The following is a 21955-nucleotide window of genomic DNA, read 5'->3' as shown; positions in this document are numbered from 1 at the left end:
GATGACGCGAACTACCCCGCAGCATGACGACCCACCCGAAATGACGTGCGATACAACCGCTGCCATCGATATCAGCACTGCCGCAGGAGAACTGCTCCTCCGGTATCGCGAAGCGTTGACTTCCGACGACGTGGAGCCCGTCGCATTCCGAAAGGGTGCAGACCGAGTCAGTCAGGCATTCATCGCTGGGGAACTGGCTCGCCGATTCAGCGACGACGCGGTGCTCTCGGAAGAATCACCTGACAATGCTGTGCGGCTCAGTGCGTCGCGCGTCTGGATCGTCGACCCACTCGACGGAACCCGCGAGTTCGGTGAGATCGGCCGCAGTGACTGGGCTGTGCACGTTGCATTGTTCGAGAACGGCTCTCTTACAGCAGGAGCCGTGGCACTCCCAGGTCTGGGAATAACGCACTCGAGTAAAGACCCGATGCCGCAGTTCGGCGTTGTGCCGTCCAACCCCCGCGTTGTCGTGAGTCGCACCCGCAGGCCCGAGCCGGTGATGGCACTGGCGCGCGCGTTGGATGCCGAGTTGATCGAGATGGGTTCGGCCGGAGCCAAAGCCATGGCGGTGGTGCGCGGCGACGCGGACATCTACGCTCACTCCGGTGGACAGTACGAGTGGGATTCTGCCGCTCCTGTTTCCGTGTCTCAGGCTGCAGGCCTGCATGTTTCACGAATCGATGGCTCTGCTCTGCACTACAACCAAGAGAATCTCTGGTTGCCGGACTTGTTGATCTGCCGCCCCGAGCTCGCGGCTACCGCATTGGAGGTGCTCAACCGATGACTACCACGCTGACGCATCTCGAACGGCTCGAAGCCGAGAGTATCCATATCATGAGAGAAGCCGTCGCCGAGAGTGAAAACCCGGTGATGCTGTACTCGGTGGGTAAGGACAGTGCTGTCATGTTGCACTTGGCCCGCAAGGCTTTCTATCCGTCGAAACTGCCATTCCCGCTACTGCACGTCGACACGACGTGGAAGTTCCGCGAGATGTACAAACTCCGCGACGAGACTGCAGCCGCAACTGATCTCGATCTCCTCGTGTACAAGAATCCCGAATGCGTGGAGAAGGCAATCAACCCGTTCACTCACGGATCCGCGGTGCACACCGACATGTGGAAGACCGAGGGCCTCAAACAAGCTCTTGATCACTACAAGTTCGACGGGGCGTTCGGCGGCGCCCGGCGTGACGAGGAAAAGTCCCGGGCGAAGGAACGGATCTTCTCGATCCGATCAGCAGCGCACCGCTGGGATCCGAAACAGCAGCGGCCGGAGCTGTGGCGGATGTACAACGTCCGAAAATCGCCGGGAGAGAGCCTGCGCGTGTTCCCGCTCTCGAATTGGACCGAGCTGGATGTGTGGGAATACATACGCCAGGAACAGATTCCGATTGTTCCGCTGTACTTTGCTGACAAGCGCCCCGTCGTCGAACGCGACGGTGCACTGATCATGGTCGACGACGACCGGATGCCGTTGCTACCGGGAGAAACCCCGGAACTCAAGAGTGTTCGTTTCCGCACCCTCGGCTGCTATCCGCTGACCGGCGCTGTCGAATCGACCGCCACCAGCTTGACCGACATCATCCAGGAGATGTTGTTGACCACCACTTCTGAACGCCAGGGGAGAGTCATCGATCACGACTCGAGCGCGTCGATGGAGAAGAAGAAGCAAGAAGGGTACTTCTGATGACTCATCCATCCGAACTCATTGCCAACGACATCGAGCAGTATCTCGAGTTGCATGCCAACAAGACGATGCTGCGCTTCATTACGTGCGGTAGCGTCGACGACGGCAAGAGCACGCTCATCGGCCGGTTGCTCTATGAGTCGAAACTGGTGTTCGAAGACCAACTTTCAGCTCTGGAGAACGACTCGCGCAAGGTCGGCACCCAGGGCGAAGGACTCGATTTTGCCCTCTTGGTCGACGGTCTGGCGGCCGAACGTGAGCAGGGCATCACGATCGATGTCGCCTACCGTTACTTCGCGACCGAGCGTCGTAAGTTTGTTGTCGCCGATACTCCCGGCCATGAGCAGTACACCCGCAATATGGTCACCGGTGCGTCCACAGCCGATCTCGCGGTCATCCTCATCGACGCCCGCAAAGGTGTGCTCACTCAAACCCGCCGCCATTCGTACCTGGTCTCACTGCTCGGTATTCGACATGTAGTCATCGCCGTCAACAAACTCGATCTTGTCGACTACTCGCAGGAGGTATTCGACAACATTGTCGCCGAATGCCGTGCTTTTGCAGACGAAATCGGTTTGAAGAACGTCGTTCCGATTCCCATGTCGGCATATATGGGGGACAACCTCACCGAGCGCAGCGCGAATACCCCGTGGTACGACGGTCCGATACTTATCGATCACCTCGAAACCGTCGAGATCGACGATGATGTGCAGCAACGCCCGTTCCGTATGCCGGTGCAATGGGTCAACCGCCCCGACCTCGATTTCCGCGGCTTCTCCGGCCAGGTCACTTCCGGCATCATCCGCCCGGGTGATCGGATTCGAGCGCTTCCCAGCGGAAAGGAATCGACCGTCGCGCGCATCGTCACGATGGACGGTGATCTCATCGAAGCCATCGCTGGCCAATCCGTGACCATCACACTGACCGACGAGATCGACATCAGCCGCGGCGACATGCTCGCTTCATCGGATGCGCTGCCCCCGGTAGCCGATCAGTTCGAAGCCCACGTGGTGTGGATGGGTGAGCATGAGATGCTCCCGGAGCGGCCGTACCTCTGCCAGATCGGCACTATGACGGTCCAGGCTCGAATCACCAAGCCCAAGCACAAGATCAATGTCAATACTATGGAGAAGACGGCGACCGACACGCTTGCACTGAACGAAATCGGTGTCTGCAACCTGAGTTTCGACCGTCCGGTGCCATTCGACCCGTACGCCGACAACCGTGATACCGGTGGATTCATCCTCATCGACAGGTTGACGAACACCACCGTCGGCGCCGGACTCATCCAGCATTCTCTTCGGCGTTCGGACAACATTCACTGGCAGGCCGTCGATATCGACGAGAAGGCGCGCGAGACGCTCAACAGTCACAAACCGTGCGTAGTGTGGTTCACCGGGTTGTCCGGCTCGGGTAAGTCGGCGATTGCCAACGAGTTGGAGCGTAAACTCCATGCGCTCGGCTGCCATACCTATCTTCTCGACGGCGACAACGTTCGCCACGGACTCAACCGTGATCTCGGATTCACCGAAGCTGATCGTGTCGAAAACATCCGCCGTGTAACAGAAGTCGCTAAACTTATGGCCGATGCCGGACTGATCGTCCTCGCTTCGTTCATCTCACCGTTTCAGATCGAACGTCAATCGGCCAAGGAAACCATCGGCGCCGATCAGTTCTTCGAGGTGTTCGTCGACACCCCGCTGGCTGTCGCCGAAAAGCGAGATCCCAAGGGGTTGTACAAGAAGGCGCGCAGTGGTGCGTTGAAGAACTTTACCGGCATCGACTCACCGTACGAAACTCCGGTCTCGCCGGAAATTCGTATCGATACGACGTCATCGTCGACTCTCGATGCCGCTGATCAGATAATCCGGCATCTGCTCGAACGCGGAATCATTCATTGATTTCTCGATCTGCTGATAACTCAACCCTCAATTAAGGAGTCCTACATGCCTTCTCGTGACGAGATCTGCGCCGTTGTCGACAGCTACGTTAAGCTGCTCGGATCGCACCAGATCGATGAGTTGATGGAATTGTTCCATCAGGGTGCTGTGCAGCACGAGCCCGTCGGTGTTCGCACCAATCGGGGTTTTGACGAGATTCGGGCATTCTTCGCCGAGAGTGAGGACACGCCGTTCACCGTGAGTCTGCTGACCCCTGTCACTGTTGTGGGCAAGTTTGCTGCGATGCAAATGCGTGTCGAGCGCGAAGGTTTGGAGGATTTTGCGTCTACAGATCTCTTCGAGTTCGATGACAACTGCAAGATTCTCTCGATCACTGCAGTCCCCGACATCAAGGCCCTCATTCCCTGATTCGGGCGGCCCGGACGGCTGGAGCGTTCGAGAACGGGAGCAGATGTGCACCGATGTCGGGGCAGGAGAGCGTGACCTGCGCTGCATCGACAAACCGATACGGTTGTGCTGCAACTACTCCAGCAAGATTCTTGCGTAGGCGGGACATCTCGGCCCGTACGGTCACCGTGCGGGCTGGGTCGTCGAACAGGTCCTGAGCTAATTGCGACGCGGTGCGCCCTCTTCGCTCCGATCCCAGGAGAAACAGAATTTCCGCATGGCGCTGAGTGGGGGAGTATGTCCATTCGCCCAACTCCGAAGACACTGTTACCGACATGTTCTCGGAATCGCGCAGATCGACGTGCACTGTGGGAGCGGCGACGTTGCTACCGGTGGAGGTCGGCCTGATCAGCCAACCTCCTGGTAGTGGATCCAGTTCGCACACCCCGAGGGCCGGGAACCACGTCCGACCGGGAGCCAGCGCCGAGGGCAGCAGGATTCGAGTGCGATGTGGCAGAGAATCGACCGCCGCAACCCAGCCATGAGCGTCGGTGACCAGTGCGGGTGATCCGCCGCGTGCGAGCATCGGCGCTGCAACAGAACGTAATTGGTCGAGGTTGTCGCGGTGCTTGTCACGCAGGTGTGATTGGGCAAGACGTGCGACGGCGTCGACTAAGGCGAGTGTGGTGGGGTGAATGGTCTTGGCCGGCCCGCTGATGTCGACCACGCCGATTACCCGATCGTCTCGTGGATCTCGAATAGGTGCACCCGCGCAGGTCCACGGATGATGGCTGCGCGCATAGTGTTCCGCCGAAAAGATCTGAACGGCTTGATGCGAAACCAATGCGGTACCGATGGCATTGGTGCCGACAGAGTCCTCCGCCCAGTTTGCGCCCTCGATAAACCCGAGCCGCCCCGCCTGATCCAGTACCCGATTGGATCCGCTGCGCCACAGCACTGTTCCACGTATGTCCGCGACAACCATGATGTTCTCGCCGCTCGCAGTCACCGATTCGAGTCCGCGGGTCACGTCGTCGAGTACGTCGTACAGGCCCGATTCACGGCGACGTAGGTCGAGTTCTGCCACATCCATCGACGGTTCGATTCGGCTCTGTTCAGGATCGACTCCCAGCTCTCTCAGTCGTTGCCAGGACTTGCGGATCACGTCGCGGGGACGAGCGGGGGATCGATCACCGGCCATCGTGGCGTCGTACACCGCGGCGAGGGTCCTCGCGTAGTTGCGAGGATCCTCACCGGGTGGCATCGCGGGCTCGGGCAACCGTGTTGTGGGTGTGGCCATGTCAGCGATATACCAACCCTCCGTCGATGAGTCCGGCTTGGCCGGTCATGTAATCAGAATCCGGTCCGGCCAGATAGGAGACAAACCCCGCCACGTCGTCGGGAGTCTCGGCTCGACCCAGAGCAATGCCGCCGACAAACTTTTCGTAGGTCGCACCTTCCGGTGCCCCGGTGAGTTCGGAGAATCGCTTGTCGATGGTGACCCACATGTCGGTTCCCACAACTCCGGGGCAGTACGCGTTGACTGTGATGCCGTCTGATGCGTATTCCTTGGCCGCAGCTTGAGTGAGTGCCCGGACGGCGAATTTTGTTGCGCTGTACACACCCAACATGGCAAAACCGTCGTGGCCGGCAATGGACGATGCGTTGATGATTTTCCCGCGCTGACCGAGTTCCTTGAACTTCGCGGCCGCGGCTTGAATACCCCACACCACGCCGTCGACGTTGACGCTCCAAATCTTGGAGACTTCCTCGGGGGTGACGTCGGACAGGGGGCCTACCAGTGCAATTCCGGCATTGTTGACGATGATGTCGAAGCCGCCCAACGTTGAATGTGCGTGTTCAATGCTTGCCTGCACCTGGTCGCGGTCGCTGACATCCGCGATGAACGTGGTTGTCCGACGGCCGATTTCGCGAATCTTGTTGGCTACGGCGTCCAGCTTGGTCTGGTCGAGATCGACTAGCGCGATGTCTGCGCCGTCGTGGGCGAGCCGGAGTGCGATTCCACGTCCAATCCCTTGGCCTGCTCCGGTGACCAGTGCAACTTTGCCGGTGATGCTCATATTCAGTGTCTCCTCGTTGGCGGGTAAGCCGATGAGTGAGTTATATGTGATGACGACCACACTATAGAAGGGTTGCATCGCGTTGCAAACCCGAACAATCGGACATCGATTGCAACTGTCGGCAACTCTCCCTGTGTCCGGTTCGGCGCCTTCATAGTTGCGCGACCACTTCGCGAATTGCTTTGTGGCACAAACCGGGAGAAGAAGATATGACTGCAACAGTCGATGTTCCGAAGGGTTCGGCGACGCCGAGCCGTCGACCCTCGCGCCGCTGGATTCCGTTCGGTGCTGCAAATCTTGTGATCGTTCTGGTTCTGGCTCTGGCGAGTTGGTATCTTCTGGCCGATCCGGTGACCAGCCCCTGGAATTTCTATCCGTTGCCGTTCAATGCAGCGCTGTTCTGGGCCATACTTTTTGTGGTGTTCATCGGCTTCAACTGCGAGTTTGCTGGATTCGATCGACTGTCGCAGCCGGCCAGGGGCGTTGCAATCATGGCAGCGACAGCCGTGTTCGCGGTTGTGGTGACGTGGTTGCTCGCCAACGGAATCGGGAGTCTGTATCCGGACTTCGCGGCAGGCCGCGCCGGCGGTCTCGGCTACTTCGCCGGTGCGCTGTTTGTGCTGTTCGGGTTCGGAACCTGGGTGATGGTGGTGCTGAACTGGCAGCATTGGCCGTGGGTCTCCATCGGGATGAAGCAGCCGTTGGTGGGTCTGTGCGAGATCGCGTTTGTCGCGGTACCGACGCTTGCCCTGTATTTCGTTTTCGGGCTGCCGTCCGTATCGCTGTCCGCAACCAATCCATTGATGACCGTCGACACCGTGCTCGGGTGGTTCTACTGCGTTGTGGTGGTCGTGATCTTGACCGGTCAGACTCTGGAAAATTGGCCGTGGCGGCTGTTCGGTGGTGGACGGAAAACCGCACTCGCGGCTACGGTGGGCAATTTTGCACTGGGAACCGGGCTGTACTTCGTGGCACTGTCTGTTGTGAAGGTTCTGCTGGGAAGTGCTGCGGTTGCCGAGTTGGGTGGCGTCGTGAATCAGTTTCCGGCCCAACTCGGTGTGTGCTGGGCCTTCTGGATGATCTTCTGGGCCAATGCATTCGGAAACAGGCCGACTGGGTTCGCTGACGGGGTGAACCTGTTGATCCGCGCAGTGCTCACGTTGGGGCTGGCAGTGGTGACGTTCCTCTTCTACTACCGTTTTGCTGCCGAGCACATTCTTCACGAACCCGCAGTGGCCGACGGATTGCACGGCAATGCACTGGGTTTCGTGGACTGGGCGGTGCTGTGGACGTTGTTCTACGTTGTCGGTTTCCAGTCGCTGGGGCTTGGCCGATTGAAGCCTGAATCCGTGTGAACTGGTTGCCCGCAAATGTATGCGGGCAACCAATCGCGTAGGTCAGACTTTCGTGAGGGGTGCTGACTCTGCGGCAGTTTCCTTCTGCGCCGCGTTCTTTCGTGCGGGAATCAGCAGCGTGATTGCGCCGGCGATCAGTGCGGCACCGCAGGCGATGAGCAGACCTGTACGGAACCCGGCTTCCGTCGGGAGGGTGTGACCGGCGAAGTCCATACTCATCTGAGCCAGGACAACGCCAACGACAGCGGCGGAGATCGAGGTGCCGACGGACCGCATCAGGGTGTTGAAGCTGTTGGCCGACGCCGTGGCGGACGGAGGAACCGCGCCCATGATGAGGGCGGGCATCGAGCCGTAGGCAAGGCCGATTCCAGCGTTGCAGATGCAGGTCACGATCAGCAAGCCCCAGGTCGATCCCATGAGAAGCATCGAAGATCCGTAACCCAGTGCGATGACCAGGGTTCCGAGAAGCAGCGTTACCTTGGGGCCGCGGGCGGCGGAGAGCTTTGCCCCGGCGACGGAGACGGCCATCATGACAAACCCGCCGGGCGCCATCCACAGACCCATTGCGAGCATTGATTGACCCATGCCGTAGCCGGTCGCGGCGGGCAACTGAAGAAGCTGGGGCAGGATCAGTGCCTGGGCGTACATCGCAAAGCCGACGGCTACGGAGGCGGCATTAGTGAACAGCACCTGCGGCCTGGCGGTGACGCGGAGGTCCACCAGCGGATCGTCGGTCTCGAGTTCCCACCAACCCCACGCCGCGAGGACGATGACGGTAGTCGCGAAGAGGCCGAGCGTTGTTCCGCTGCCCCAGCCCCAGTCCGCGCCCTTGGACACAGCCAGCAGAAGCGAGACCAACCCGACTCCCAGTCCGAGTGCCCCGATCAGATCGAAGCGTCCGCCGGTGTTGTGTACCGGGGTGGCGGGAACGAAGAACCAGATCAGCACGGCGATGATCACGCTGAGAACGGCGGAACCCCAGAAGAGGACACGCCAGTTGGTGTGCTCGGCCACGGCAGCTGCCATTGGCAACCCGAGTGCGCCGCCGATGCCCATGGACGAACTCATCAGCGCAATGGCTGAATGCAGCTTCTCCGGCGGGAGAAGGTCGCGTAGGGCGCTGATGCCCAGCGGGATCATGCCGACGCCGATGCCCTGAAGTCCGCGGCCGATCACCATCGGCATCAGTGACGACGCGGTAGCGGCGACAACTGACCCGGCAATAAGCGGTATCGAGCAGATCAGGATCATCTGTCGCTTGCCGTACAGGTCGCCGAGGCGGCCGGTGATCGGTGTAGCAACAGCACCGGCCAGCAGTGTTGCGGTGATGACCCATGACGCGTTGGACGCCGTGGTGTTCAGCAATGCGGGGAGATCTGCGATGAGCGGTACGACGATCGTCTGCATGAGTGCAGCGACGATGCCCGCGAACGCGAGCACTCCGACAAGTCCGCCTGCGCGGACGTCGGGTTGTGGTGAATTTTCCACAACCTCCCCCTTCTACTAAAGTAAAGAATTGTTTACTAAACAAACGAGTTGCATCATGCAAGAGATGTGCAGCATACATATTTGTTGTTCGATGCATCTAGTCGTGCGTACCGTCGTGTCGAGATTCGGTGCGCGGATCGAGAACGGATCGGTAGAAGGACTGGCATGGACAAGCCCACGCATTTGATCGAGTTCGAAACCATGCTGCTCGGGCGATACGTCGGCCTCCATCCGCCGCAGTACAAGCATGGTGGCAATCACCTCGATCGAAGTGCGTACACGTTGCTCAGTCGCATTGACATGCAAGGCCCTATGTCGATCGGTGAACTCGGCGAGGCCTTCGGGCTGGATACATCGACACTCAGTCGCCAGACGTCCGCAATGGTGAATTCGGGTTTGGTTCAACGTATTTCCGACCCTGATGGCGGTATGGCGCGAAAGTTCCGCATCACCGACGAGGGGATGCGCCGACTCGGTGCGGATCGGGCTAGCAACGTGGACGGCCTGGATCGGGTCGTGGCCGATTGGGAACCTGAGGATGTGGCGACGTTTGCGATGTGGCTTCGGAGGTTCAATTCCGACGTCGAGAAACTAGCCGGACGTCCCTGGCCGCGAACGTAGCGGGGCACAGTCCGGGAGAACTTCAACGGCCCGGGGATTGCAACGGATTGCAACGCTTGTGACCCGGGCCACTTATGCGATGTGCTGTGTATCACATTCCCAAAGAAGGAGAAGTGATGACGCAAACCATCGATTCCGCAGTCGTAGCCGCGGAAAGCTCGACGGCTGTGACACCTCAGGAGCGCGTCGACGCCTGGCTGGCGGATTTCGAGTCGGCGCTCGCCGCTCGTGACATCGAGCGGGTCGCAGCAAAATTCGCCCTCGACAGCTTCTGGCGAGACTTGGTTTCGTTCACCTGGAACATCAAGACCGTCGAAGGTCGCGAGCAGATTGCCGACATGCTCTCCGAGCGTCTCGACGACACTGATCCTTCAGGATTCCGGACCACCGAGACCCCCGACGAAGCCGACGGCGTCACGTCGGCCTGGATCGAATTCGAGACCTCGACGGGCCGCGCGCACGGACACCTTCGGCTTAAGGACGAACTCGGCGATCCTGTTGCTTGGACACTGCTGACGTCATTGCAGGAACTCAAGGGACACGAAGAGGGCAAGGGCACCCGCCGGCCACGCGGCGCGAAGCACGGGGCAGACCCGGACCGCATCACCTGGGCCGAACAGAAGGAGATCGAGGACCGCGAACTCGGCTACACCACACAGCCTTACGTCGTGATCGTCGGCGGCGGCCAGGGCGGAATCGCGCTCGGAGCGCGCATGCGTCAGCTCGGAGTTCCGGCCATCGTGATCGACAGCCACGAGCGGCCGGGGGATCAGTGGCGCGGACGCTACAAGTCCCTGTGCCTGCACGATCCGGTTTGGTACGACCACCTGCCCTACATGCCGTTCCCCGACAACTGGCCGGTGTTCGCGCCCAAGGACAAGATCGGCGACTGGCTCGAGATGTACACCAAGGTCATGGAGGTTCCGTACTGGAGTTCCACGACCTGCACGTCGGCGTCATTCGACGAGAAGGCCCAGGAATGGACCGTCGAGGTCAACCGCAACGGCGAGAAGCTGACCCTGCGTCCCAAGCAGTTGGTGATGGCAACCGGGATGTCCGGCAAGGCAAACGTTCCGACGTTCCCCGGTCAGGACAAGTTCCTGGGCGATCAGCACCACTCGAGCAAGCACCCCGGCCCGGATCAGTACGTTGGCAAGAAGGTTGTGGTCATCGGGGCGAACAACTCCTCGCACGACATCTGCGGCGCTCTGTGGGAGAACGGCATCGACGTCACGATGGTGCAGCGCAGTTCGACGCACATCGTGAAGTCGGATTCGCTGATGGATTTGGGCTTGGGCGATCTGTACTCGGAGCGAGCACTGGCCGCGGGCATGACGACACACAAGGCAGACCTCACGTTCGGTTCGCTGCCGTACCGGATCATGCACGAGTTCCAGATCCCGGTGTACGACGCAATCCGTGAGCGCGACAAGGACTTCTACGATCGCCTCGAAAAGGCCGGCTTCGAGCACGACTGGGGCGACGACGGTTCTGGCCTGTTCATGAAGTACCTACGACGCGGCTCGGGCTACTACATCGACGTCGGTGCTGCCGAACTGGTCGCGAACGGGGACATCAAGCTTGCGCACGGCAACATTCGTGAGCTGACCGAGAACAGCGTGATTCTCGAAGACGGAACGGAACTACCGGCCGACGTGGTGGTCTACGCAACCGGCTACGGCTCGATGAACGGCTGGGTGGCCGATCTGATCGGTCAGGACACTGCCGACAAGGTGGGCAAGGTCTGGGGTCTTGGGTCGAACACCACCAAGGATCCAGGACCGTGGGAGGGCGAGCAGCGCAACATGTGGAAGCCGACGCAGCAGGAAGCGCTGTGGTTCCACGGCGGCAATCTGCATCAGTCTCGCCACTACTCGCTGTATCTGGCGCTGCAGTTGAAGGCGCGCTACGAGGGCATTCCGACGCCGGTGTACGGACTTCAGGAAGTGCATCATCTGAGCTGAAAACAAACTGCTGTGCGCCTTTGTTAACCGCCCGCGGTTAACAAAGGCGCACAGCAGGGTCAGCGCAGGGCGAACTTTTTCGCGACGTCGGCATCCTTGGTCGCGCGCTCGGTGAGGAAGGCAAATGCCAATCCGAGTGCAAGCCACAAGGTTGCCTGTGTAGCGAGGGACGAGAGGCGGAACTCCCACAGCAGAGTTGCCGGGAAGTCGTCGCCCACCTCGTTGATCGTGGGCAGCGAGAGGTAACCGATTGCCACGATGACAAGGAACGCAGCCACCGGAGCGGCGACGCGCACACTGAGGAACTCGTGGGCGGATACAGCTTTTGCCGCCGCGGCGGCCGCGGTGACGGCCAGCAGTCCGAGGATCACGGTCGCGAGCCACAGCCAGGTTCGCTGGTTGATCGTGTCGGGATCGCCGACGGCTGGTGGGTTGGCCGGGTACTTGAAGAAGGGCACCGCCTCGATGGCGAGCCAGCCTCCCAGTGCGATGGCCATCGCCAACAACGGTCCGGACATGGTGGTGATCCGCCGCGCGTAGTTGGCGACTACGGCGAAGATGGCACCGAGGGCCAAGCCCGCGAGCGACGTTGCGAGGAAGAGTCCAGCGCGTTGACCGTCACGACTGACGAGTGGAGCTTCTTCGTCGCCGTGCGAGTGTCCGGCAGTTTCGCCGGCGGCACTGTTGGCTTCTTCGATCGCGATGGCAGCGTTGACGTGCGGTTCACCCAGCACAAATGCAACTCCGCCGGCAAGGATGCCTGCGATCAAACCAGCCAACAAGCCACGAATCAGAAGCTTCGTGAAATTGTCGACTAGTGGCACGGGAGGCCCATCAAGTGGCGTCCGTCGTGCATCAGCTCATGCATGTACATGCCTGTGCGTGAGATTGCGCCCTGGTCGAATCCGACCAGGTAGAGAGCCAGCATCGCGAACAGCACAACAGCTGCGGCGAGGAAGGCAAGACGAGTCGAATCGATCGACGAGTCGGGAGAGTAGGCGAGTGCCATCGAAGCCTCCTGGGATTTTCGCGTCCCCTAGGTCAAATGCGATGGCCGGAGTGTCTGGCTGTCGAGGTGGTTTCACCTCGAATTACAGTGGCGCGACCGCTCCGGGCTTTCACCGGATTCCTGTCGACCATCGCGTGTACAGAGCGCACTTTAGCAGTGAACACACGAAAATCGTGAAGGGTTTTGTTCGCTAGGCGAGCAAAATCCTTCACGATCACGGATCAACTCTTGGCGGGGACGTCCAGAACGACCTCGAACTCGAGCAGCGACGCTCCCGAGGCGACGGGCTTGGCGCGCTCACCTGAGTGCGCTGCGCGAGCCGGGCCGTCACGCCAGTCGGCGAACGCCTCCTCGTTTTCCCACTGCGTGACCACGAAGTAGCGGTTCTCTCCGGCGGTGGGGCGCAGGAGCTGGAATCCGAGGAATCCGGGAGAGTTCTCCACGGCATGAGCGCGTGCTGCGAAGCGCTTTTCCAGTTCGGGGCCCGCGCCCTCGGGGATTTCGATTGCATTGATCTTCACGACTGCCATGTAAGCGACATTACCGCGCGGCTCCACCGCGTACGGTGACATTCGTGTTGCATGACGAAGGTGGTACCGGCCAGCCGATTCTGTTGTTGCACGGCCTCATGGGTAGTGCCGGGACGTGGCGCCGCCATGTGCCCTGGATTCGCGAGTTCGGCCACGTCTACACGTTCGACGCGGCTGGTCACGGACGGCCGGCGCCCGCAGAATTGACGACCGAGGCCTTTGTCGAAGACCTTGCGTCGGCCGTCACGATCATCGACGAGCCGATGATCGTGATCGGGCACTCGATGGGTGCCCTGCACGCGTGGTGTTTTGCCGCCGCACATCCGGACCGAGTGCGTGCGTTGGTTCTCGAGGACATGGCACCGGATTTCCGCGGGCGCACTGCGGAGGACTGGGCTCAGATGGTGTCGTCGTGGCCGCAGCCGTTTGCCACCGATGACGCGGTGAAGGAATTCTTCGGTCCGGTTGCGGGACAATACTTTCTGGATTCGTTCGACCGCCGCGACGACGGGTGGTACCTGCACGGTGACGTGTCGACCTTCCGCGATATCTCGGAAGAATGGGGCACGCGACATTTCTGGGATCAGTGGAGTGCAATCGAGGTGCCCACCCTTCTCGTCGAGGGTGAGTTCACGATTACCCCGCAAGGCCAGATGCGCGAGATGGCAGAGCGTCCGGGGACTCGGTATGTGCGCATTGCCGACGCCGGTCACCTTGTCCACGATGATCAACCAGACCGGTACCGCGACGAAGTGACGGCGTTCCTGGTTGATCAGAGCTGACTTCGGATCGACGCTCCCGCTTCTTCGAGTTCGACGGCTCGCCTCGCCAGGAGCCCGGCTGCGAACTTGGCTTTGTCTCCGCTGTGTCGCGGCACGACGTGCAGATGGGAGTGAAAGACGGTCTGACCGGCAGCACGACCGTCGTTGACCAGGATGTTGACGCCGTCTGCGGCGATGTCGCAGCTCCGCAGCGCGCCGGCGATGAGTGTGCCTACCCGGAACATCTCTGCGCCCTCGTGGTTTTCGAGTCCGTCGAGGTTGGTGGCGTGGCGTTTGGGCACAACAAGGGTGTGTCCGCGACTGACCGGGCGGGCGTCGAGAAAAGCGAGCACGGTTTCGGTTTCGAAAACACGAATTGCGGGCTCGTCTGCCGAGATGATGTTGCAGAAGACGCAGGAATGGCTCATGACTACAGAATGTATCCCGTCGGTGGATCAGAGCAGACGTAGCTCCCGTCCGCGTGCGAGTGCTTCGCGTCGATTGTGGACTTGAAGCTTTCGGTACAGCGTGCGCACCTGCGTCTTGACCGTGTTGACGGAGATGAAGAGTGCGTTTGCCATCTCCGTCAAACTGGCGTCGGACGCGATCAGATCAAGAACTTGTCTTTCTCGCTCGGTCAAGGTGACCAGGTTCAGTTCGTGTGGAAATGTCTCTCCTGGAGCAAGTTTCAGGAATTTGGCAAGTGCGCTCGATCCGGTACCCGCTATGGATTCAAGGTGATCGACGTCGTGTCGAGATATGGTCGAGAACGATCGGAGATTGCCGGTTTGGTCTGCGATGCTGCACGCATTCGACCAGGCTTCGGCGGCGCGTCGCGGCTCGCCACCTCGCGAATGCGCGACGGCTTGAATCAGGAGTGCCTCGATTTGTGGGCGTGGGTACGACTCTCGCGCCCAATCGAATTGGTGGCACAGCGCGATTGCAGATTCATTCTGACCGGCCCGCTGATACAGGCGCGCGACGGAAACCAGTGTCCAGGGGTTGGCGGCCGGCTCGGCAATGTCCGACGACAGTGCCATTGCCAAGTTTCCGTCCCCGAGCGCGAGGGCGAGATCGATTTTGGTGGAGCGCAACAACGGTAGCGCAAACGAATCGGGTTTCAGCTTTGTGGGGTTGTCGGAAATTGCCTTGCGCAGCAACGTGATAGCTGCGGCTTCTTCACGGCAGGCGAGTGCGTACTGGCAGTGCGTGTAGAGGACAAATGCCCACAGTTCCTCGTTGTTGTCGGGCTCTCCCAGGGTTGCGACGGCCTCACGTGCATCCTGGAGGTCGAGAGTGCACAGTGCAGTCAACGCACGGGCTACCAGTCCTGGCGTTCGTACCATCGAGTGGAGCCATCCATATGTGTTCGGATGTTTGCGCTCGAGCCGTGACCATCCCTGCGACAGAGTGGGTTCCCCGACAATCGCCCAATTCATGGCTACACCTCCCGCCGCATTGCGGGCGATGAAGTCGATGCCTTGTGATTCACCGCCCCAGTACGCCATGCGCATCTCGGTGGTGGATTCGGCGAACCGTCCGCTCAGTTGAAAGGTGATACCCCATTGCACGCGCATCAACGGGAGTTGCGGGCTGATGTCGTCGGGGTTCGTAGCGAGTGCGCTTCTGCTGATCTGGGCCAGGCGGCGGGTCGTTTCGGCTGCAGGCCCGTATTTTCCGGCGACGCGCAGCATGATCGAGTGAACACAGCCGACATTGAGTACGTCGCGGGCGTCCTTGCTTGCGCCGATCGCTCGGAGTTCTTCGGCAGAGCGAGGCAGCGCGGTGATCGGCTTGGGGATGTCGCCCGGCTGCATAGTGAACAGGTCGCGGCCCGCCAGAGCAATCGAACTCTTCTTCGCCGTTGCGGGCGGTATCTGTTGCAATGCGCGGCGTACGATATCAAAGCTTTCGGAAAGCATTGTTACCCAATTATTTTCGATAATATTGATGGCAAGATCCCAGTCACCGCCTTCGGTCGCGTACTTCAGCGCCGACGCGTGTCGGCCGGAATCGAGTCGAAAATGTGCCAGCGAGGACAATTGCTCTGTCGGATCAAGTCCGAGCTGTGGTTGCGTTGCCATCAGTGACGCGCGAACTGCCGCTGGAAGTTCCCAGCTTTCGTCAGTTCCGATTTCGATCCGGGAGAGTGTGCCGGCCGATTCCAGCTCGAGTAGACGTTCACGAATCCGGTCACGGGATTCGGGGGAGGCGAACAGGTGCGCTGCAGTACTCACATCGAGGGTTCGCGCTGTCGAACAGGATACGAGGAAGTCCCGATGGTCAGCGATGTCGGTGTTATCGAGGGTCGTGCGCCGGGTGTACTCGTCGATCGTCTGTTGCAGGTTCAGCTCGAGGAGTTGATCTCGATCATGTTGTGTGGGTAGTAATTCGACGACCGCGGCGCCGGCATGTACGAGAGTTGGTAGGCCGCCGGTCATAGTCGTGATCTTCTCGGCTTCGCCGGGAAGGGGATTCGACCCGATGAACGTCAGTAGGTTTGCCGTGTCGGCCGAGTTGAAGAGTAGTTCCTCGGCACGGATCAGTTCGTGATCTACCTCGAGGAAATATGGTTCGGCAAACAGGGTGAGTCCCGACAATGTCACGGCGATGTCCAACTGGTGGCAGCGGGTGACTAGTTCGACAAGTTGCTCTTCGAGTGCGTGGTTTGGGATGAGATCCGGCCGAATCAATACCAGGAGAACTGGATTGGTGACGGCGGAGAATGCGGCGGCGAGGTCGGTGAACGGATCGCCGGATACGTGTGGGGCAACAATGCCGGACTGCCTGCTCTGGCGGAGGATCGTGGTGAGGTATTCCGATGCGCTCGAATTGAGCGGTGGAGCCGGAACCCACACGAGATCGTGATCCGAGGTGTCGGAAGATTCGAGCCAGGATTTCAGGAGGTCGGATTTACCGTATCCGTTCGGGGCGCGCACAATTGTCAGGGGAGTCCGGCGATCCAACTTTGCAAAGAGCGCCTGACGGGGGAATGGTCTGGCGATGGCAGAGTGATTGACGCCCTCGACAGTTGCGTCCCCCTCCCGCCCCGACATCCTTGTGTTCCTAATCCCCGTTGTGCTCGTGCTTGCAATCTTCGGACCGACAGGCACAGAGAGATTGGGTGAAATGTCCAATTTTTCGTGTGCTTCCGAAATAGTAACTGGTACGGAGAATTGATGCCCTAATTAGGGCAATTCGGGCACAATTCTTCTCGGGGGAATCTGGTGTCCGGCCGATAATCCAGCCTCACCACGGGCTTTTGTGCCCAGAGAGTGAGGACGTAGGGCCATAGCTCGAGATTCGCCGGAGTGTTAGCGCTCAACCCGCTGTCAGCGGTTGCCCTCACCGGCCAGTGCAAACAGGCCGTCTTCGGTTTGTTCCACCAATCCGTCGACAAGCAGTGAATGCAGTGCGCGGTCGCGTTGACCGGGGTCGGTGAGCCAGACGATGTCGAGGCGCGCACGTTCGACGGGATGGTGGGTCTCTCGAAGAACAGCCATCAACTTGCCGCGGACCTGGCGATCGGTACCGGCGAATTTCTGCACTTTCTTCGGTGGACCGGTGTGTGCCGGTTTTCCGGAGGCAACCCAAGCGCAATTGGGCAGCGGGCAGTTGTCGCAGCTGGGTGTACGCGCCGTGCAGATCACGGCGCCGAGTTCCATCAGCGCAGCACTGTAGGTAGCCGCTCGTGCGCGGGTGCGGGGCAACAGTGCGGCGACGTCCGCGAGATCGCGCGTGTTCGACGGATTGCCCGGCTCTGCGTTGCCGTGCACGGCACGGGCAACAACGCGGCGAACGTTGGTGTCGACGACGGGAACTCGTTGTCCGTAAGCAAAGCACGCCACGGCACGCGCCGTATAGGAGCCGATACCCGGCAGTGACAGCAAAGTGTCCACGTCGCTGGGGACCACGTCGCCGTGTTCGGTGGCCAGGACGCCGGCACACTCGTGCAGGCGCAGTGCGCGTCGTGGGTAACCGAGCTTGCCCCACGCCCGCAGTACCTCAGCCTGGCTCGACGCCGCCATTGCCGACGGAACCGGCCAGCGCTGGACCCATTCCTCCCAGATCGGCGCGACCCGTACCACCGGCGTCTGCTGGAGCATGATCTCGCTCATCAGAATCTGCCAGGCACTGACTCCGTCGCGTCGCCACGGAAGATCACGGGCGCTATCGGCATACCACTTCAGCAGCACCGAAGATTCCACTGCCACCTTGACTGACACACTCCTAGGGCCTGGTTACGCGCTCGGCGACGTTCACCAAGACCCTATCGTTACGCTCCGACATCCAACATGCGCACCTGATGCAGAGAAAACGGTGGGTGGGCGGTATCAAGAACCGCCCACCCACCTCGTCGTTTCGATCAGGACGCGTACTGTGCATCCGTTCGTGTCGCGGTCGACGCGGGCATCGACGTTCCCGAGTACCGGCGAACGATGATGTAGAGGCAGATCAGTCCGATCGCTCCGGCAGCGGCAAGGAATGAACCGACCTTCCACGCATTGTCCGGATTACCGTTGATCAGCATCACCATGATCATCGGCGCAAAACCGCCGATGATGGCCGAGATCTGATAGCCGAGCGACGCTCCTGAGAATCGGATCTCCGGCGGGAACAATTCTGCGAAGAGTGTTCCCTGAGTGCCGGTTTGGAGCGACATCGCAACGACGCCGACGATCACGGCCACTGCGAACGGCCAGATCGTGTCCGGACTGGAGCCGCCGATCATCAGCCACATCGGAATGCCCCACAGCATCATCGCCGCGGTGCCGAGACCGAAGACGAGCTTGCGGCCGTACAGATCGGAGAGGTAACCGGCCAGCGGGACCAGGGGAATCTGAATGGCGCAGGCAATCAGGATGTACGTCAATACCGTCGACCGGGGGATCTCCAGATACGTCGTCGCGAACTGCACGGATCCGGTGATCATCGTGTAGAAGAAAATCACACCGATTGCATTGGCGCCTGCCGCGGCAAGAACCGTGCCCGGGTTCTTCTTGAGGACCTCGAGAATGGGGGACTTGCGGACAACCGGCGATTCTGCGAGCTTCGCGGCAATAGCCTTGAATTCAGGCGTCTCCTCGAGATAACGGTGAATGAGGAACGCGACCGGGAGCATCACCAAACTGATCCAGAACGGGATGCGCCAGCCCCAGGCGAGGAACGAATCCGCGGCGAGAGTGGCTGTAAGAATGAGGAAGACGATATTTCCGAGCACGACGCCAATCGGAACGCCCAGTTGCGCAAAGCTTCCGAACAATCCACGACGGTCGGCTGGGGCGTTCTCGGTTGCCAGCAGCACTGCGCCGCCCCACTGTGCGCCGACGGCCAAGCCCTGGCAGATTCGCAGAGTGACAAGGATAGCCGGGGCCAGCCAGATCACATTGGTGTTCGGGACGAAGCCGACCAGCGACGTGGCAATGGCCATCAGGACAACCGCGGCCACCAACACCGGCTTGCGGCCGTAGCGGTCACCAAAATGTCCCGCGAGCACGCCGCCGATGGGGCGAGCGATGAAACCGACTGCAACGGTGGCAAACGAACTCATTGCTGCAACCACCTCGCTGTCGGTGGCGAAGAACGTCGAGTTGAACACGAGTGCCGCAGCAGTCGCGTAGATGAAGAAGTCGTACCACTCCAGGGAAGTGGAGATGGCCGCTGCGAAGGACGCGCGCCGGGACCTACCCTGGCGCTGCACCGCTGATTCGGGGTTGTTGGTCATCACGATTCACTCTCTGTGGGATCGTTCACTTGGGTTCGTTGAGGACTGGAGTTGCGGCGAATTCGGCGCGAGCGAGCGAGCGACGGTGGACTTCGTCCGGGCCGTCCGCGATCTGCAGGAACCGTGCCTGCGCATACAGGACCGGAAGAATGGTGTCCTGCGACAGCCCGGCGCCGCCGAACACCTGAATGGCGTTGTCGATGATGTCCTTGACTGTCAGTGGAACCAGAACTTTGGCCGCTGCAATGTCATGGCGCGCAGCCTTGTTCCCCTCGACGTCCATCCGCCAGGCGGCGCGCAGAACGAGCAACCGGGCGGCGTCGAGCTTGATCCTGGAATCAGCAAGGTTGGCCTGTACAACACCGAGATCGGCGAGGGGAGACCCGAAAGCGACTCTGGTCCTAGCACGTTCGGTGAGCAGTGCGATTGCGCGCTCTGCCATACCGATCAACCGCATGCAGTGATGAATGCGTCCTGGACCCAAGCGTGCCTGAGCGACTGCAAAACCCCGACCGCGGGGACCGAGCAGGTTTTCCCTGGGGACACGAACACTGTCGAAGACGATTTCGCCGTGTCCACCCTCGTGGCGGTCGTCGAAGCCGAGAACCGTTGTGGAACGGACGATCTGCAGGCCGGGGGTGTCCATGGGTACCAGGACGATGCTATGGCGGCTACCGACCGGAGCATCGGAGTCGGTCACGCCCATGACCATCGCAACCTTGCAGTCTTCGCGAAGAGCGGCAGTGGACCACCACTTGCGTCCGGTCAGCACCCACTCGTCACCGTCCTCCGCGATATCGAGACACACGTTGTTTGCATCGGAACTCGCGACCTCGGGTTCGGTCATCGAGAAGCACGATCGGAAATCGCCGTCGAGAAGTGGGGTCAGCCACTCGGCCTTCTGCTGCTCGGTGCCGTAGAGATGGAGCAGTTCCATATTGCCGGTGTCCGGTGGATTGCAGTTGACGGCTTCGGGACCGATCAACGGACTCCAGCCAGTCAATTCCGCCAACGGTGCGTATTCGAGGTTGCTCAGGCCGGCGCCCTCGCGGGCCGGGAGGAAGAGGTTCCACAGGCCCGATTCCTTGGCCGTTGCCTTGAGTTCGGCCATGATCGGTGGTGCGCCCCAGTGGCTGGGGTCTGCCGCCAATTGCTGCGCTGCAACGGCTTCGGCGGGTAGGACGTGCTCTTGCATAAAAGTCGTCAGCTTCTGTTGCAGCTCTTTGACTTTCGGACTGTATTCGAAATCCACGTCGGTGGTTCCAATCTCGGGGCGCGTCGCACAAAAAGTCAGCGGCGCAGTTCGTGAACAGAGGAAGTGCGGGTCAGATCGAGCGCACGCTGTAGAAGCGGGCCGACCATGTCGGCGACGTCGTCGAATCCTTCGCCGACAGTGTCGCCCTTGGCGTGTCTGGCATTGATGCCCTCGAGGATGACGGCAATCTTGAAGTCGGCGAACACCGTGTACCAGTCGATATCCGGCAGATCGATGTTCCGGCGGTCGGCATATCGTTCGAGTAACGCAGCGCGACTGGGAAATCCGTCCAATCGAGCAAGTCCGCGAGTGATCGGGTTGTCTACGGCTCCGGGTTGATCCCAGAAGCTGAGCATGATGCCGACGTCGGCGAGTGTGTCTCCGAGTGTTGCCATCTCCCAGTCTAGAAGGGCAACAATCTTTCCGGGATCGGAGCGGGAGTAGAGAACATTGTCGAGTTTGACGTCCCCGTGCACGATCCCGGGTAGGGATGTGGTGGGAACGGCACGGCGAAGTTTGTCGAGGAGTGCCGCGACCTCGGGGCGATCAGTGGTTCGAGAGGCGTCCCATTGCCGCGACCATCGGTCCAGTTGTCGCTCCAGGTATCCGTTGGTTCGCCCGAAAGTGTTGAGTCCCACTGAATCAGGATCGACAGAGTGAAGATCGGCGAGGACATCGGCAAAGGCAAGTCCGGCGCGTTCTCGATCGACCGGCAACAGGGCGGCGGCGGATTCCGGGGTGCCGATGGAATTGCCGTCGATCAGTTCCATCAGATAGAACGTCGCGCCGAGTACATCTTCGTTCTCGCAGAGAAGGAACGCCTCAGGTACCGGCACCGACGTGGATGCGAGCGCGTCGATGACGGTGAATTCCCGAACCATGTCATGTGCGCTCGGAAGTACGTGACCGAACGGGGGACGGCGCAATACCCAGGTGTTCGACCCGTCTGCGACGCGATAGGTGGGGTTGGATCGCCCGCCGCTGATGAGTGACGCCGTGATCTCTCCGTCGATCCCGCCAGCGAGATGCGTCGACAGGTACGTGGAGAGTGCGTCGAGGTCGAGTCCGGAGACGACGCGGCCTGCGTCGGACGTCGTCGATGATGCCGCGGACATTCGATGCACGCTCCTTTCGATGGAAACACAGCCGAACGATCGTTCGGCTGTTGATCATCATCAATGGAACGATCGAC

General features: G+C 60.5%; 20 protein-coding genes and 1 riboswitch. Of the genes, 8 read left to right on the top strand and 12 right to left on the bottom strand.

Features of this window, described 5'->3' with window-relative positions:
- The first annotated feature begins 1 nt into the window (after position 1).
- From EEB13_RS26425 to EEB13_RS26410, 4 genes are read left to right on the top strand one after another with little or no spacing between them, the layout of a single operon-like run.
- Positions 2–784, top strand: a complete 783-nt coding sequence (locus tag EEB13_RS26425) for a 3'(2'),5'-bisphosphate nucleotidase CysQ (protein ID WP_410055781.1) — start codon at positions 2–4, stop codon at positions 782–784.
- Positions 781–1686, top strand: coding sequence for a sulfate adenylyltransferase subunit CysD (cysD, locus tag EEB13_RS26420; protein ID WP_141486582.1), 906 nt, complete (start codon positions 781–783; stop codon positions 1684–1686). The genes EEB13_RS26425 and cysD overlap by 4 nt, the downstream gene beginning before the upstream one ends.
- Positions 1686–3587, top strand: a complete 1902-nt coding sequence (gene cysN / locus EEB13_RS26415) for a sulfate adenylyltransferase subunit CysN (RefSeq protein ID WP_141486581.1) — start codon at positions 1686–1688, stop codon at positions 3585–3587. Before cysD ends, cysN begins: the two co-directional genes overlap by 1 nt.
- 45 nt (positions 3588–3632) lie before the next feature.
- Entirely contained in the window at positions 3633–3995 is a 363-nt protein-coding gene (locus EEB13_RS26410) for a nuclear transport factor 2 family protein (protein WP_033236342.1), read from the top strand.
- Here EEB13_RS26410 and EEB13_RS26405 read toward each other — a convergent pair.
- Together EEB13_RS26405 and EEB13_RS26400 are read right to left on the bottom strand one after the other, a co-directional pair.
- A complete protein-coding gene (locus EEB13_RS26405; protein ID WP_095888653.1) occupies positions 3985–5238 on the bottom strand; it encodes a GAF domain-containing protein in 1254 nt (417 codons plus the stop codon). The two genes, EEB13_RS26410 and EEB13_RS26405, sit on opposite strands and share 11 nt — an antisense overlap.
- A 37-nt stretch (positions 5239–5275) precedes the next feature.
- Entirely contained in the window at positions 5276–6055 is a 780-nt protein-coding gene (locus EEB13_RS26400; protein WP_141486580.1) for an acetoin reductase, read from the bottom strand.
- A 209-nt stretch (positions 6056–6264) separates the two neighbouring features.
- Here EEB13_RS26400 and EEB13_RS26395 point away from each other — a divergent pair, with 209 nt between their 5' ends.
- A complete protein-coding gene (locus EEB13_RS26395) occupies positions 6265–7410 on the top strand; it encodes a hypothetical protein (protein ID WP_141486579.1) in 1146 nt (381 codons plus the stop codon).
- A 42-nt stretch (positions 7411–7452) separates the two neighbouring features.
- Here EEB13_RS26395 and EEB13_RS26390 read toward each other — a convergent pair whose 3' ends face one another.
- Entirely contained in the window at positions 7453–8898 is a 1446-nt protein-coding gene (locus tag EEB13_RS26390) for an MFS transporter (protein ID WP_141486578.1), read from the bottom strand.
- Between the two features lie 165 nt (positions 8899–9063).
- Between EEB13_RS26390 and EEB13_RS26385 the strand changes: the two genes are divergently transcribed.
- A complete protein-coding gene (locus EEB13_RS26385; protein WP_141486577.1) occupies positions 9064–9519 on the top strand; it encodes a MarR family winged helix-turn-helix transcriptional regulator in 456 nt (151 codons plus the stop codon).
- A gap of 116 nt (positions 9520–9635) precedes the next feature.
- Positions 9636–11483: a flavin-containing monooxygenase gene (locus EEB13_RS26380; RefSeq protein ID WP_116104149.1), complete on the top strand. Its 1848-nt coding sequence runs from the start codon at positions 9636–9638 to the stop codon at positions 11481–11483.
- A gap of 59 nt (positions 11484–11542) precedes the next feature.
- Here EEB13_RS26380 and EEB13_RS26375 read toward each other — a convergent pair whose 3' ends face one another.
- The 3 genes from EEB13_RS26375 to mhuD form a co-directional block, all read right to left on the bottom strand.
- Entirely contained in the window at positions 11543–12307 is a 765-nt protein-coding gene (locus EEB13_RS26375; protein ID WP_141486576.1) for a CbtA family protein, read from the bottom strand.
- Positions 12298–12492, bottom strand: coding sequence for a CbtB domain-containing protein (locus tag EEB13_RS26370; protein ID WP_033236349.1), 195 nt, complete (start codon positions 12490–12492; stop codon positions 12298–12300). The genes EEB13_RS26375 and EEB13_RS26370 overlap by 10 nt, the downstream gene beginning before the upstream one ends.
- A 25-nt stretch (positions 12493–12517) precedes the next feature.
- Positions 12518–12639: riboswitch (cobalamin riboswitch) on the bottom strand.
- Positions 12640–12713: 74 nt separating this feature from the next.
- A complete protein-coding gene (gene mhuD, locus EEB13_RS26365; protein ID WP_033236389.1) occupies positions 12714–13022 on the bottom strand; it encodes a mycobilin-forming heme oxygenase MhuD in 309 nt (102 codons plus the stop codon).
- A 44-nt stretch (positions 13023–13066) separates the two neighbouring features.
- Between mhuD and EEB13_RS26360 the strand changes: the two genes are divergently transcribed.
- On the top strand, positions 13067–13804 hold the full coding sequence (locus EEB13_RS26360) for an alpha/beta fold hydrolase (RefSeq protein ID WP_141486575.1): 738 nt from the start codon (positions 13067–13069) through the stop codon (positions 13802–13804).
- Here EEB13_RS26360 and EEB13_RS26355 read toward each other — a convergent pair.
- The 6 genes from EEB13_RS26355 to EEB13_RS26330 form a co-directional block, all read right to left on the bottom strand.
- Entirely contained in the window at positions 13795–14211 is a 417-nt protein-coding gene (locus EEB13_RS26355) for an HIT family protein (protein ID WP_141486574.1), read from the bottom strand. The genes EEB13_RS26360 and EEB13_RS26355 overlap by 10 nt on opposite strands.
- 27 nt (positions 14212–14238) lie before the next feature.
- Positions 14239–16839, bottom strand: a complete 2601-nt coding sequence (locus EEB13_RS26350; RefSeq protein WP_141486573.1) for a helix-turn-helix transcriptional regulator — start codon at positions 16837–16839, stop codon at positions 14239–14241.
- 276 nt (positions 16840–17115) lie between these two features.
- Positions 17116–17997 (bottom strand): A/G-specific adenine glycosylase, encoded by an 882-nt coding sequence (locus EEB13_RS26345; protein ID WP_033236392.1) that lies wholly within the window; start codon positions 17995–17997, stop codon positions 17116–17118.
- Positions 17998–18149: 152 nt separating this feature from the next.
- Positions 18150–19508 (bottom strand): MFS transporter, encoded by a 1359-nt coding sequence (locus EEB13_RS26340; protein ID WP_141486572.1) that lies wholly within the window; start codon positions 19506–19508, stop codon positions 18150–18152.
- A gap of 25 nt (positions 19509–19533) precedes the next feature.
- Positions 19534–20760, bottom strand: coding sequence for an acyl-CoA dehydrogenase family protein (locus tag EEB13_RS26335; protein WP_033236352.1), 1227 nt, complete (start codon positions 20758–20760; stop codon positions 19534–19536).
- A 38-nt stretch (positions 20761–20798) separates the two neighbouring features.
- Positions 20799–21878 carry a phosphotransferase family protein gene (locus tag EEB13_RS26330; protein ID WP_141486571.1) on the bottom strand — a complete coding sequence of 360 codons (1080 nt, stop codon included), beginning with the start codon at positions 21876–21878 and terminating at the stop codon, positions 20799–20801.
- Between the last annotated feature and the right edge of the window lie 77 nt (positions 21879–21955).

Source organism: Rhodococcus sp. WS3, assembly GCF_003797085.1.
Taxonomy (GTDB): Bacteria; Actinomycetota; Actinomycetes; order Mycobacteriales; family Mycobacteriaceae; genus Rhodococcus_F; species Rhodococcus_F globerula.
This window is presented reverse-complemented; position numbering and strand designations above follow the sequence as displayed.